Origin of the sequence: Cupriavidus sp. U2 (genome assembly GCF_009663685.2) — a bacterium.
Classification (GTDB): domain Bacteria; phylum Pseudomonadota; class Gammaproteobacteria; order Burkholderiales; family Burkholderiaceae; genus Cupriavidus; species Cupriavidus necator_C.
This window is the reverse complement of sequence record NZ_RCOG02000001.1, coordinates 170,111-181,885: the sequence shown is the minus strand read 5'-3', so window position 1 is coordinate 181,885 and position 11,775 is coordinate 170,111. Positions and strand designations below refer to the sequence as shown.

At 64.8% G+C, this 11,775-nt stretch carries 12 protein-coding genes; 10 read left to right on the top strand and 2 right to left on the bottom strand.

All coding sequences use genetic code 11. The annotated features are described in order from the left end of the window. Positions 1-28: 28 nt before the first annotated feature. A complete protein-coding gene (locus D9X30_RS00845; protein WP_153947281.1) occupies positions 29-1,153 on the bottom strand; it encodes a Re/Si-specific NAD(P)(+) transhydrogenase subunit alpha in 1,125 nt (374 codons plus the stop codon). A gap of 341 nt (positions 1,154-1,494) precedes the next feature. Here D9X30_RS00845 and D9X30_RS00840 point away from each other — a divergent pair, with 341 nt between their 5' ends. The 5 genes from D9X30_RS00840 (at position 1,495) to mnmA (ending at position 5,314) form a co-directional block, all read left to right on the top strand. Then, positions 1,495-2,286 carry a TorF family putative porin gene (locus D9X30_RS00840; RefSeq protein WP_153947282.1) on the top strand — a complete coding sequence of 264 codons (792 nt, stop codon included), beginning with the start codon at positions 1,495-1,497 and terminating at the stop codon, positions 2,284-2,286. Positions 2,287-2,426: 140 nt separating this feature from the next. Continuing rightward, on the top strand, positions 2,427-2,747 hold the full coding sequence (locus D9X30_RS00835) for a hypothetical protein (RefSeq protein WP_153947283.1): 321 nt from the start codon (positions 2,427-2,429) through the stop codon (positions 2,745-2,747). Then, entirely contained in the window at positions 2,734-3,642 is a 909-nt protein-coding gene (dapA, locus tag D9X30_RS00830) for a 4-hydroxy-tetrahydrodipicolinate synthase (RefSeq protein WP_153947284.1), read from the top strand. Before D9X30_RS00835 ends, dapA begins: the two co-directional genes overlap by 14 nt. Positions 3,643-3,701: 59 nt before the next feature. Next, entirely contained in the window at positions 3,702-4,238 is a 537-nt protein-coding gene (locus D9X30_RS00825; RefSeq protein ID WP_153947285.1) for an NUDIX hydrolase, read from the top strand. After that, on the top strand, positions 4,235-5,314 hold the full coding sequence (mnmA, locus tag D9X30_RS00820; RefSeq protein ID WP_249640848.1) for a tRNA 2-thiouridine(34) synthase MnmA: 1,080 nt from the start codon (positions 4,235-4,237) through the stop codon (positions 5,312-5,314). Before D9X30_RS00825 ends, mnmA begins: the two co-directional genes overlap by 4 nt. Before the next feature lie 66 nt (positions 5,315-5,380). Here the strand turns inward: mnmA and D9X30_RS00815 are convergent, their stop codons facing one another. After that, a complete protein-coding gene (locus D9X30_RS00815) occupies positions 5,381-5,995 on the bottom strand; it encodes a glutathione S-transferase C-terminal domain-containing protein (RefSeq protein ID WP_153947286.1) in 615 nt (204 codons plus the stop codon). A 382-nt stretch (positions 5,996-6,377) separates the two neighbouring features. On the opposite strand from D9X30_RS00815, the gene purB reads away from it, so the two are divergent. The 5 genes from purB (at position 6,378) to D9X30_RS00790 (ending at position 11,770) form a co-directional block, all read left to right on the top strand. Beyond that, positions 6,378-7,754, top strand: coding sequence for an adenylosuccinate lyase (purB, locus tag D9X30_RS00810; RefSeq protein ID WP_153947287.1), 1,377 nt, complete (start codon positions 6,378-6,380; stop codon positions 7,752-7,754). A gap of 357 nt (positions 7,755-8,111) precedes the next feature. Then, positions 8,112-8,675 (top strand): cytochrome b, encoded by a 564-nt coding sequence (locus tag D9X30_RS00805; protein ID WP_153947288.1) that lies wholly within the window; start codon positions 8,112-8,114, stop codon positions 8,673-8,675. A gap of 70 nt (positions 8,676-8,745) precedes the next feature. Then, entirely contained in the window at positions 8,746-9,321 is a 576-nt protein-coding gene (locus tag D9X30_RS00800) for a YceI family protein (protein WP_153947289.1), read from the top strand. Positions 9,322-9,398: 77 nt separating this feature from the next. Continuing rightward, a complete protein-coding gene (locus tag D9X30_RS00795; RefSeq protein WP_153947290.1) occupies positions 9,399-9,989 on the top strand; it encodes a YceI family protein in 591 nt (196 codons plus the stop codon). A 389-nt stretch (positions 9,990-10,378) separates the two neighbouring features. Continuing rightward, positions 10,379-11,770 carry a class I SAM-dependent methyltransferase gene (locus D9X30_RS00790; protein WP_249640847.1) on the top strand — a complete coding sequence of 464 codons (1,392 nt, stop codon included), beginning with the start codon at positions 10,379-10,381 and terminating at the stop codon, positions 11,768-11,770. The last annotated feature ends 5 nt before the right edge of the window (positions 11,771-11,775 follow it).

The window sequence follows — 11,775 nt, the reverse complement described above, 5'->3', positions numbered from 1 at the left end:
CAGCGCCGCGGCATCTTCAGACGGGATGTCAGGCGGCCTGCTGCCTGACGACCTGGCCGTCCTTGCACATCAGGCAGGCGGCGACGATGTCGTCTTCCAGGTTCAGCGTGTAGCGGCCATCCTTGTCGATGATCAACTTCAGGAAGTCGAGTACGTTGCGCGCGTACAGCGCGGACGCGTCGGCCGCCACCATGCTGGCCAGGTTGGTATGGCCGATCAGGATCACGCCGTGGCGCTCCACCACTTCGTCGGCCACGGTCAGCGGGCAGTTGCCGCCCTGTGCGGCGGCCAGATCGACCACGACCGAACCGGGCTTCATCTGCTTGACGGTGTCCTCGGCCAGCAGCACCGGGGCGCGGCGGCCGGGGATCAGTGCGGTGGTGATGACGATGTCGGCCTGCGTGGCGCGCTGGTGCACCAGTTCGGCCTGGCGGCGCATCCAGTCGGCCGGCATCGGGCGCGCATAGCCGCCCACGCCCTGTGCGATCTCGCGCTCTTCGTCGGTGACGAACGGCACGTCCAGGAACTTGGCACCCAGCGATTCGATCTGCTCCTTCACGGCGGGGCGCACGTCGGAGGCTTCGATCACGGCGCCCAGGCGCTTGGCGGTGGCGATGGCCTGCAGGCCCGCCACGCCGGCACCGAGGATCAGCACGCGTGCGGCCTTGACGGTACCGGCCGCGGTCATCAGCATCGGCATGAATCGCTGGTAGTGGTGTGCGGCCACCAGCACGGCCTTGTAGCCGGCGATGTTGGCCTGCGACGACAGCACGTCCATGCTCTGGGCGCGCGTGGTGCGCGGCGCGGCCTCGAGCGCGAACGCCGTGACGGCGGCGCTGGCCATGCGGGCGTTGTTCTCGACGTCGAACGGGTTGAGCATGCCGACCAGTACGGACCCCGGCTTCATCTGCGCGCGCTCGGCATCGTCGGGCGCGCGCACCTTGAGCACAAGCTCGGCGCCCAGCGCATCGGCACCGGAGCCCACCCGGGCCCCGGCCGCCTCGAACGCGGCATCGGGAATACTGGCACGCACACCGGCACCGGCTTGCACCGTTACCTGATGGCCCTGCGCTACGTACTTCTTGACGGTCTCCGGGGTGGCGGCGACACGCGTCTCACCTGCCCGCGTCTCAAGCGGGATACCGATATGCATCGTCAATTTCTCCTGTCTGGCGTCGTTCGTCATCTGGTCGGGCCAACGTCCTCGCCCGTTGATGCATTGCAAAAGAATGCCTCAATTTTTGCGCAGCTTACCCGAAACTTACGTTCGGTGGTGACTCGCCGGTCGGGTATATGTGCTTTCACCGAGACTCATCTTTTCCAGTCATGAAACGACTCGTTTGATGCACATCGAATTCCCTTGCATTCCGGCCATTGATGAAATGACATCGGCGTCACCTGCAATCTTGACGCCGATTTGATGCGGGGCTGCGTATCGTGGCGTTCACGTCTCTTTCGAGGCGTTTTTCCCAATACGCCCACGGTTTTTCATTGATGATTGCAACCCGCCTGATGACTTCGGCGGCGGCCACGCTGGCCGCCGCCGTCCTGCTTGCCGCCCCGTTTTCCAACGCATTCGCGCAGCAGGCGATCCCCGACCCCGCGCCGGCGTCGCCGCACACCTTCACGGCCAACGTGTCGGTGGCATCCGATTACCGCTACCGCGGGATCAGCCAGACCGACCGGCGCCCGGCCATCCAGGGCGGCTTCGACTATGCCCACGAGAGCGGCTTCTACGTCGGCAACTGGAACTCGAGTATCAGCTGGCTGGGCGATGCCGACGCGACGGTGTCCGCGCCCGTCGAGATGGATTTCTATGGGGGTTTCAGGAATACGTTCACGCTGGCCGACCAGGCATTCAACTACGACGTGGGCGTGCTCGAGTACTACTATCCGGGCGGCTACACGGCCACGCGTCCGTACACCACCGAGTTGTATGCCGGCATCGGCTGGGGGCCCGTATTCCTGAAGTACTCGCATGCGGTGACCAACCTGTTCGGGTTTGCCGACAGCAAGAACAGTTACTACGTCGATCTGACGGCCAACGTGCCGCTGAACGTGTGGGGCCTGACGCTGAACGCGCATGTCGGCTACCAGGGCGTGCAGCATTTCAGCGATGCGTCGTACACGGACTGGAAGCTCGGGCTGACGAAAGACCTGGGCAGCGGGTTCTCGCTGGCCGTGGCCTATATCGACACGAATGCCAGCAAGGCGGCCTACACGAACACGCGCGGGCGCTACCTGGGCAAGGCGACGGCCTTTGCGTCGATCACGAAGACGTTCTGAGCGCCGGACACATGCTGACGGCCCGCACCTTTACGCAATCTTGATGGCGGGCCGGCCAAACGCTGCATCAAATTGAGGCCGGTCTCCCTAGCATGGAGCCATGTTCAACAGACGATCCGCCCCGCGCGGATCTTCGCTTCATGCGACAGTCATCGAGTCTCGCCGTGGCGTTTGCATCGGTTCCGCGACGCCGTGCCATTGCCCAGGATCCTTGGATTCGCCTGCGCCTGGCCGTCTCGTCGTCACAGGTCTTCGCGCTGCGCCAGACGCTGCATCGCGCGATCGGCAACATGGCCCGCATCTACGTGGTGGAAGTGGATCATCGCAATGGCGAGACATCGCTGCACGTGGAGGTGGAGCGCGGCGACCGCGACGCGGCCATGCACGCGATCATGGCGGCTTTGCCCGCAGCGGAATTTGGCGTCGCGATGGTGCTTGGAGACGACCATGGCACGCATTGATCCGCAGCGCGGCGCGATTGCCGATGGCCTGTGGCTGCCGATGGTCACGCCGCTGCGCAGCGATCAGGTGGATCTCGACGCCGCCCAGCGCCTGGCGTCGCACTACGCGGCGGCCGGTGTCGATGGCCTGATCGTGCTGGGCACGACCGGCGAGGGCGGCCTGCTGACCGATGCCGAGCGGTTCATGCTGACGGCGGCGGTGCTCGAGGCCGTCGCCGGCTCGCTGCCGGTGATGGCCGGCGTGGGCGGGGTGGCCACGCATGCCGTATGCGAGCAGGTGCGCAGGCTCGACCGCCTGCCGCTGGCCGGCTACCTGGTGCCGCCGCCGTACTACCTGCGCGTGTCCGACGAAGGCATCGCCTGGCATATGCGCAGCGTGGCCGCCCAGACGGGCAAACCGCTGATGCTCTACAACGTGCCCGGGCGCACGGGTTGCACGATTTCCCCCGAACTGGCATGGCGCCTGGCCGCCCATCCGCAGATCGTGGCCGTCAAGGAATGCGACCCGGCCGGCCTGCGCACGCTGGCCATGCAGGACCTGATCGGCGTGTATTGCGGCGACGATGCGTCGATGCTCGACCATCTGCTGCGCGGCGGCCAGGGCATCGTGCCGGCTGCGGCGCATGTGCGGCCCGACCTGTTCGTGCGGCTGCAGCATCTGGCGCGCACCGGGCGCGACGAGGCCGCACGGGCGTTGTTCCGGCAACTGTCGCCGCTGATCGGGCTGATGTTCGCCGAGCCCAATCCGGCGCCCGTGAAAGCCGCGCTGGCGCTGGCCGGCATGACCACCGCCGAGGTGCGTCGCCCGCTGATGCCGGCGTCAAAGTCACTTGTGGCCCGCATCGATGCGGCCATCGCCTTGCTGCCCCCCATGCTGACGGCCGAGGCGGCCTGAAACGCCGCGCGCCATGCACGTTCGAACGGCAACCGGTAAAATGCCGGATTGCTTAAAAAATGTGCATCATGTCACGTGAATGGATTGCCAGCGTCACGGTTGCCGCCGTCATCGAGCGCGGCGGCCGCTTTCTGCTGGTGGAAGAGGAAACGGCCGATGGCCTGCGACTGAACCAGCCGGCGGGCCACCTGGAACCGGGCGAGAGCCTGATCCGCGCCGTTGTCCGCGAAACGCTCGAAGAAACCGCCCACACGTTCGAGCCGCGCGCGCTGCTCGGCTGCTACATGAGCCGTGGCCGGTCGTCGCGCGACGGGGGCGATACCACCTATATCCGCTTCGGCTTCACGGGCGACCTGGGCTCGCTCGACGCCGGCCGCCAGCTCGATACTGGCATTGTCCGCACGGTCTGGATGACCGCCGAGGAATTGCGCGCCTGCGCCGACCGCCATCGCTCGCCGCTGGTCATGGCCTGCGTGGACGATTACCTGGCCGGCAAGCGTTTTGCGCTGGACCTGCTGCATACCCATCCCACCGCCATCGCGGGCGCCACCGATGCGGCTGCAGTAACCGGGCAGGCACCGGGAGCGGCGTCGTGAGCGGCAAGAGAGTGGTAGTGGGCATGTCGGGAGGCGTGGATTCGTCGGTCACGGCATGGCTGCTCAAGCAGCAGGGTTACGAGGTCATCGGCCTGTTCATGAAGAACTGGGAGGACGATGACGACAGCGAGTATTGCTCCACGCGGCAGGACTGGCTCGACGTGGCGTCCGTGGCCGACGTGATCGGCGTGGACGTGGAAGCGGTGAACTTCGCCGCCGAGTACAAGGACCGCGTGTTCGCCGATTTCCTGCGCGAATACTCGGCCGGCCGCACGCCGAACCCCGACGTGCTCTGCAACGCCGAAATCAAGTTCAAGGCCTTCCTGGACCATGCGATGTCGCTGGGCGCCGAACTGATCGCCACCGGCCACTATGCGCGCGTTCGCCAGGCGCCGGGCGGCAGGTTCGAGCTGCTCAAGGCGTTCGACCATACCAAGGACCAGAGCTATTTCCTGCACCGGCTGAACCAGGCGCAACTGTCGCGCACGATGTTCCCGCTGGGCGAAATGCCAAAGACCCGCGTGCGCGAGATCGCTGCCGAAATCGGCCTGCCGAACGCGAAGAAGAAGGACTCCACGGGCATCTGCTTTATCGGCGAACGCCCGTTCCGCGACTTCCTGAACCGCTACCTGCCGACCCGGCCCGGCCCCATGGTGACCGACGAGGGCAAGGTCGTCGGCGAACACATCGGCCTGGCGTTCTACACGCTGGGCCAGCGCAAGGGCATCGGCCTGGGCGGCAGCAAGGACGGCAGCGGCGACGCGTGGTACGTGGCCCGCAAGGACATGGCATCGAACACGCTCTACGTCGTGCAAGGCCACGATCACCCGTGGCTGCTGACGCCGGAACTCGACGCGGCAGACCTGTCGTGGGTCGCCGGCGAACCGCCGGCCGCCGGGGCGACGATGTCGGCCAAGACCCGGTATCGGCAGAGCGACGCCCCGTGCACGATCGTCAAGGCCGAAGGCGATGAACTGCGGCTGTCGTTTGCCGAGGCGCAGTGGGCGGTGACGCCCGGGCAGTCGGCCGTGTTGTATGACGGGGAGGTTTGTCTGGGTGGGGGGATTATTCGGTAGGGCGAAAAGACGACGCCCAACAAAAAACGGCCGCATCAGCGGCCGTTTTGCCATGCGTGTTCGCAATCACGCCGCCGGCGGCGCCGTATCGATGAACGACTGGCGCTTTTCGATCTTGTCCTGGAAGGCAACCAGGTTCGCGTACTGGTCGCGCCAGGCGATGTCCGGGAAGCGGAAGTCCAGGTACGCCAGCGCGCAGCCCACGGACACGTCGGCCAGGGTGTAGTGGATGCCGGTGCACCACGGCTTGTCGGCCAGGCCCTTCGACATGGCGGCCAATGCGGCGTCGATCTTGCCGCGCTGGCGTGCCACCCAGCTCTCGCTGCGTTCGGCGGGCTGGCGCTGGGTGCCCTCCAGGCGCACCAGCAGGGCGGCGTCCAGCAGGCCATCGGCCAGGGCTTCCCAGCAGCGCACTTCCAGGCGCTCGCGGCTGCCCTGCGGAATCAGGCGGCTGACGGGCGACAGCGTGTCGGCGTACTCGGCAATCACGCGCGAATCGAAGACCGCGCCCCCGTCTTCCATGATCAGGCACGGCACCTTGCCGAGCGGGTTGAACTGGCCAATGATGGTGTCGGGCGACCAGACGTTTTCCTCGATCATCTGGTAGTCGATCTTCTTCTCCGCCAGCACCACACGCACCTTGCGCGCATACGGGCTGGTCTGGGACGCATACAGCTTCATGTTCTCCCCTTGAGCTTGTTATGAAGTGCATCGGCGCTCGGTGGCACGGGTGCGCTGGCAGGCGCGGCGGCGTGCCCGATGGACTTCATAACAGGCTAACGGATGGGCGAGCGCGAGTATACCTGCGGAGTCACGCGAATGCGGCATCAATGCGGCCTTGCGCACGCATGGAGGGCTGGCGCCCACAGCGACCCGCACAGCGCCATGGGGCGATGGTAAAATCCCGCGTTGCGCGTTTGGCGGGACGGTGTGCGCCGTCTGCCGAACCGGCCCTTGCATCGGCAGGGTAATGCGGCGGATTCGTCGCATCCGGCCCTTGTCGCGTGGTTCCCTGCGCCCCCCGCACGAACCTCCACATTCCTCTTTTCTCCCGGTTGCCAGCATGTCCACGTCTTCCCTTTCGCCGCTCACCGCCCTGTCTCCCATCGATGGCCGCTATGCCGCAAAGGCCGATGCGCTGCGCGAATGGCTGTCCGAGGCGGCCTTCATGCGCAACCGCGTAAAGGTCGAGGTCAACTGGCTGATCGCGCTGGCCCAGGCCGGGCTGCCCGACGTGCCGAAGTTCTCGGCCGCCTCGGAAGCGAAGCTGCAGTCGCTGGTGGACAACTTCACCGAAGCCGACGCCGCCCGCATCAAGGACATCGAGGCGGTCACGAACCACGACGTGAAGGCCGTCGAATACTGGCTCAAGGAGCAGGTCAAGGGTAACGCCGAACTGGAAGCCGCCAGCGAGTTCATCCACTTCGCGTGCACGTCGGAAGACATCAACAACACGTCGCACGGCATGATGCTCAAGGGCGCCCGTGACGGTGTGATCGTGCCGGCGCTCAAGCGCGTGCAGGCCCGCCTGGTGGAACTGGCCAGGCTCAACGCCACCCAGCCGATGCTGTCGCGCACGCATGGCCAGCCGGCCAGCCCCACCACGCTCGGCAAGGAACTGGCCAACGTGGCTGCCCGCCTGGCCCGCGCCATCGAGCGCGTGGAGCGCGTGGAGCTGCTGGGCAAGATGAACGGTGCCGTCGGCAACTACAACGCGCACCTGTCGGCCTATCCGTCGTTCGACTGGGAATCGTTCTCGAAGCAGGTTATCGAGCAGCGCCTGGGCCTGACGTTCAACCCGTACACGATCCAGATCGAGCCGCACGACTACATGGCCGAGCTGTTCGATGCCGTGGCCCGCGCCAACACGATCCTGCTGGACCTGAACCGCGACGTGTGGGGCTACATCGCGCTGGGTTACTTCAAGCAGAAGACCAAGGCCGGTGAAATTGGCTCTTCGACGATGCCGCACAAGGTCAATCCGATCGACTTCGAAAACTCGGAAGGCAACGTTGGCCTGGCCAACGCCGTGCTGCGTCACCTGTCGGAAAAGCTGCCGGTCTCGCGCTGGCAGCGTGACCTGACCGATTCCACCGTGCTGCGCAACATGGGCGTGGCCTTTGGCTACAGCCTGCTGGCGTACGAGGCCTGCCTGCGCGGCCTGGGCAAGCTCGAAACCAACCCCGAGCGCCTGAACGAAGACCTGGACAACTGCTGGGAAGTGCTGGCCGAGCCGGTGCAGACCGTGATGCGCCGCTTTGGCGTGCCCAATCCGTACGAGCAGCTGAAGGAACTGACGCGCGGCAAGGGCATCTCGCGCGAGGCGCTGCAGACGTTCGTGCAGGGCCTGGCGATTCCCGACGACGCCAAGAAGCTGCTGCTGGACATGACGCCGGCCAGCTATATCGGCAAGGCCGTGGAACTGGCCAACCGCATCTGATCGCCGCCCGGCGCACCGCGACATGCCGGGGCGCCGCAAGGTAACAGAACAGGGCTGACCCGAAGGGGTCGGCCCTTTTTGTTTGCCGCGCAAGTTTCGAAAGTCATTACCTGGCGGATACCAGCGGCCAGTGTCATGCGGCCCCCCGCCGCGTTACGATCGGTTCCCGGGCGGCGGGTGCGACATCTCGACACATCAAATGATTTGAACAACTTCATGAAGTTCGGCGCTTCCAACGCACAGCCTGTCATCGAATAATGCGAGAATTGGCAGCGAAGGGCCGGACCGGTACTGCAACAGACTGTCTTGGCGCCGACATAGCAGAATAAGTAATAAAGATCGAAGGGATTGACTGACATGGGTTTCAAAGCATCCGGGCCGGGGGGCCAGGCGACGTACACCGCCACCGCCATCGGCCTGCACTGGCTGATCGCCTTCGGCATTTTTGCCGCGTTCGGGCTGGGCCTGTACATGACGGGCATTCCGGGGCTGACGCCGACCAAGCTCAAGCTGTTCTCGTGGCACAAGTGGCTGGGCGTGACGATTTTCGTGGTGGCCGTGCTGCGCGTGCTCTGGCGTGCCACGCATGCCGCCCCGCCCGTGGCACCCGGTACGCCGGCCTGGCAGGCCAGGGCCGCCGCCGCCGCGCACCATCTGCTCTATCTGCTGATCCTGGTCGTCCCGGTCACCGGCTATCTCTACAGTTCCGCCGCGGGCGTGCCTGTGGTGTACCTGGGCCTGTGGAAGCTGCCGCCGCTGATCGAGGCCAGCGACACGCTGAAGCCGATCCTGAAGTTCGCCCATGTCTGGCTGAACTACTTCATGGCCGCGATCGTGGTGGTCCATGCCGCCGCCGCCGTCAAGCACCAGGTGGTGGATCGCGACGGCACGCTGGGTCGCATGATCCCGTTCCTGCGCTGATTTGCCGACGTATCGCAACCGCTTTGCCTGACCAACCGGCCGTGATGGCCAGTCACCACTGGAGTCTCAGATGAAACGTATGTCCCGTCCCGGCACGATCTTCGTGGCGGCCGCCCTGGCAACGGCTGGCCTGGCCGCAAACCTGGCCTGGGCCCAGATCGATGCCGCCAAGAGCACGGTCACGGCCACCGCCAGGCAGATCGGCGTGCCGATGGAAGGCAAGTTCAGGAAGTTCGACGCCACCGTGGACTTCGATCCGGCCAAGCTGGCCACGTCGTCGGCCAAGGTCGAGATCGACGTGTCCAGCTTCGAGATCGGCGATGCCGAGACCACGAAGGAAGTGAAGGGCAAGGACTGGTTCGACGCCGGCAAGTATCCGAAGGCGGTGTTCCAGTCGACCAGCATCAAGGCCGGCGCCGCCGGCAAGTACGACGTGGCCGGCAAGCTGACCATCAAGGGCAAGACCATCGACGTGACCGTGCCCGCCACGTACAAGCAGGAAAACGGCAGCCAGGTGTTCGATGGCGTGCTGCCGATCAAGCGCACCACGTTCAACATCGGTGACGGCGAGTGGAAGGACACTTCCGTCGTGGCCGATGATGTCCAGATCAAGTTCCACCTTGTGACCCCGGCGAAGAAGGGCTGAGGCGGGTTTGTCCCACTTACAGCTCCTTGGCCGTTTTTTTCGACCTTCCTCTCCAACTTCTTGACGGGAGACTCAATATGAAAATCCGTACCCTGATCGCCGCCGTGGCCGCAGCCTCCGCCGCCCTCGCCGCCGGCACCGCCATGGCCAACGCCACGACGTACAACATCGACCCCACCCACACTTACCCGAGCTTCGAGGCCGACCACCTGGGCGGCCTGTCGAAGTGGCGCGGCAAGTTCGACAAGTCCAGCGGCGTGGTGACGCTGGACCGCGCGGCCAAGGCCGGCACCGTCGATATCAAGATCGACGCCGCATCGATCGATTTCGGCAACAACAAGCTGAACGAGCACGCCAAGGGCCCGGAAATGTTCGACGTGCAGGCTTTCCCGGAAGCCACGTACAAGGGCAAGTTCTCGAAGTTCAAGGGCGACGTGCCGACCGAAGTGGATGGCGTGCTGACGCTGCGCGGCGTGTCGAAGCCGGTGAAGCTCGAGATCAAGGAATTCAAGTGCATCCAGCACCCGATGCTCAAGCGTGAGGCATGCGGCGCGGATGCCGTGGCCCAGTTCAACCGTGCCGACTTCGGCATCGACTACGGCGCCAAGTACGGCTTCAAGCAGGACGTGAACCTGGCCATCCAGGTGGAAGCCGTCAAGGCCGACTGATCACGGCGGGACACACTTCTGGCGGAAGTTGCGCCAGTGGGGAAATTGTCATTTCTCCAATACATGATGAAAAATGAGCCAGCAGCGTTGCTGGCTCATTTTTTTTGCCGTTTGCATACCCCCCTTCGTGCAGCAGGCGGACTGTTGTACGGTTCAGAATTGCCACAGTACAATGGTTCGCCGCAGTCCCACCCTCAGGGGCGGCGTTCGCCCTGGTCTTCGCCGGCTGGCGCGCGCGTCCCGCAAACAGGTCCCGCGCATCGATATGAGCATTGGCTGCATTCCCTGATTGGTAGTTTCGCCGCAAGACCCTTGCCTTGAGCTGTACCCGGCCGACGCCCGCGGGCGCCGTGCCCGCAGCGTTTCTCGGAATTCCCTGGCGCGATACCGTGTACTCCAAAACGCAAATCGATCCGGTAGTTAGTTTCCGCAACTCGCAGGGCGAGCAGGTGCGGGGCACGATCATCAATCTCCAGCGCAAGTCGCTGGTGATGGAAATCTACAATCCCTACTCGATTGTCCAGGTCAGCGAAGTATTGAGCGAGCTGAGCGTGCGCATGGGCGCGAAGAACGCGTACCTGGGCAAGGCCGTGGTCATGAGCCTGGTGAACACCGGCCTGACGGCGGTGGTATCACTGACGCTGATCGACGAGTGGCGCGAACTGACCGACGTGAACGATGCACCGAAATCGGTCGCACGCGAAGCCGAGATGTTCGTGCAGGACTGGGATACGCGCTTCAATATCCGCCGCGACTACCAGATCGTGGTCAACGAGATGCGCGCTTATCTGTCCGAAGTATCGCGCTGGGTCGAGCAGGTAGACCTGACCGAATCGCTGCCCAAGAAGGAAGGGCGGTTGCGCGAGGACGTGTTCTACGAACTGGCCACGCCCCTGATGGGGAAGGTGAAGACTTACCTCGACTGGCTCGAGGACGAGGCCCAGCGCGTGGACCAGGAACTGGCGCCGGTCCATCGCACCTATGCCCAGGCGGCGCTGCATCCGCTGCTGCTGCGCGCGCCGTTCGTGTATCGCACGTTCACGAAGCCGCTTGGCTATGCGGGCGACTACGAGATGGTGAACCAGATCCTGAGCGATCCGCAGCAGGGTCCCACCACTTACTTCCAGATCGTCAATACGGCCTTCCTGAAGGCCGCGGTGGCCACGGCGCACCGCAACCGGATCGACCTGCTGGTGGATTACCTGACCCGCCAGGCTGAAAGGGCGCGCGCCGAAGGCCGCCAGTTCCGCGTGCTCAACGTGGGTTGCGGGCCGGCGTTCGAGATCCAGCGGTTCGTGCGCGAGTACCCGAATCCGGAGCTGCTGTCGTTCCAGCTGGTCGATTTCAGCGAGGAAACGCTTGGCTACACGCGCGCGTCGGTGGAGCGTGCAGCCGCCGGGGCGGGCCACAAGGTATCAGTCGAAATGGTGCACCAGTCGGTGCACGAACTGCTCAAGCGCCGCATTGCGGCGGACGATCCGAGCGTGCGCGAGTTCGATGCCGTCTACTGCGCCGGGCTGTTCGACTACCTGTCCGACAAGGTCTGCGCGCGCCTGCTCCAGTATTTCGCGTCGCGCTCGAAGCCGGACGGTCAGGTGCTGGTCACCAATGTCCACTCGGACAATCCCGAGAAATTCGGGATGGAGCACCTGCTCGAGTGGTATCTGATCTATCGCGACGAGGCCGGGATGTCCTCGCTCTTGCCGGAGAACTCGCATGCCCACCGACTCTATGTCGATGAAACCGGCGTCAATGTCTTCGCCGAAGCCACTGTCCGCTGAGGTCC

Excerpts from the sequence above, each read along its gene's own strand:
- D9X30_RS00825 (WP_153947285.1), top strand. The coding sequence starts at position 3,702 with ATGTGCATCATGTCACGTGAATGGATTGCCAGCGTCACGGTTGCCGCC.
- D9X30_RS00815 (WP_153947286.1), bottom strand. The coding sequence starts at position 5,995 with ATGAAGCTGTATGCGTCCCAGACCAGCCCGTATGCGCGCAAGGTGCGT.
- dapA (WP_153947284.1), top strand. The coding sequence starts at position 2,734 with ATGGCACGCATTGATCCGCAGCGCGGCGCGATTGCCGATGGCCTGTGG.
- D9X30_RS00835 (WP_153947283.1), top strand. The coding sequence starts at position 2,427 with ATGCGACAGTCATCGAGTCTCGCCGTGGCGTTTGCATCGGTTCCGCGA.
- D9X30_RS00795 (WP_153947290.1), top strand. The coding sequence starts at position 9,399 with ATGAAAATCCGTACCCTGATCGCCGCCGTGGCCGCAGCCTCCGCCGCC.
- D9X30_RS00800 (WP_153947289.1), top strand. The coding sequence starts at position 8,746 with ATGAAACGTATGTCCCGTCCCGGCACGATCTTCGTGGCGGCCGCCCTG.
- purB (WP_153947287.1), top strand. The coding sequence starts at position 6,378 with ATGTCCACGTCTTCCCTTTCGCCGCTCACCGCCCTGTCTCCCATCGAT.
- D9X30_RS00845 (WP_153947281.1), bottom strand. The coding sequence starts at position 1,153 with ATGCATATCGGTATCCCGCTTGAGACGCGGGCAGGTGAGACGCGTGTC.
- D9X30_RS00840 (WP_153947282.1), top strand. The coding sequence starts at position 1,495 with ATGATTGCAACCCGCCTGATGACTTCGGCGGCGGCCACGCTGGCCGCC.
- D9X30_RS00805 (WP_153947288.1), top strand. The coding sequence starts at position 8,112 with ATGGGTTTCAAAGCATCCGGGCCGGGGGGCCAGGCGACGTACACCGCC.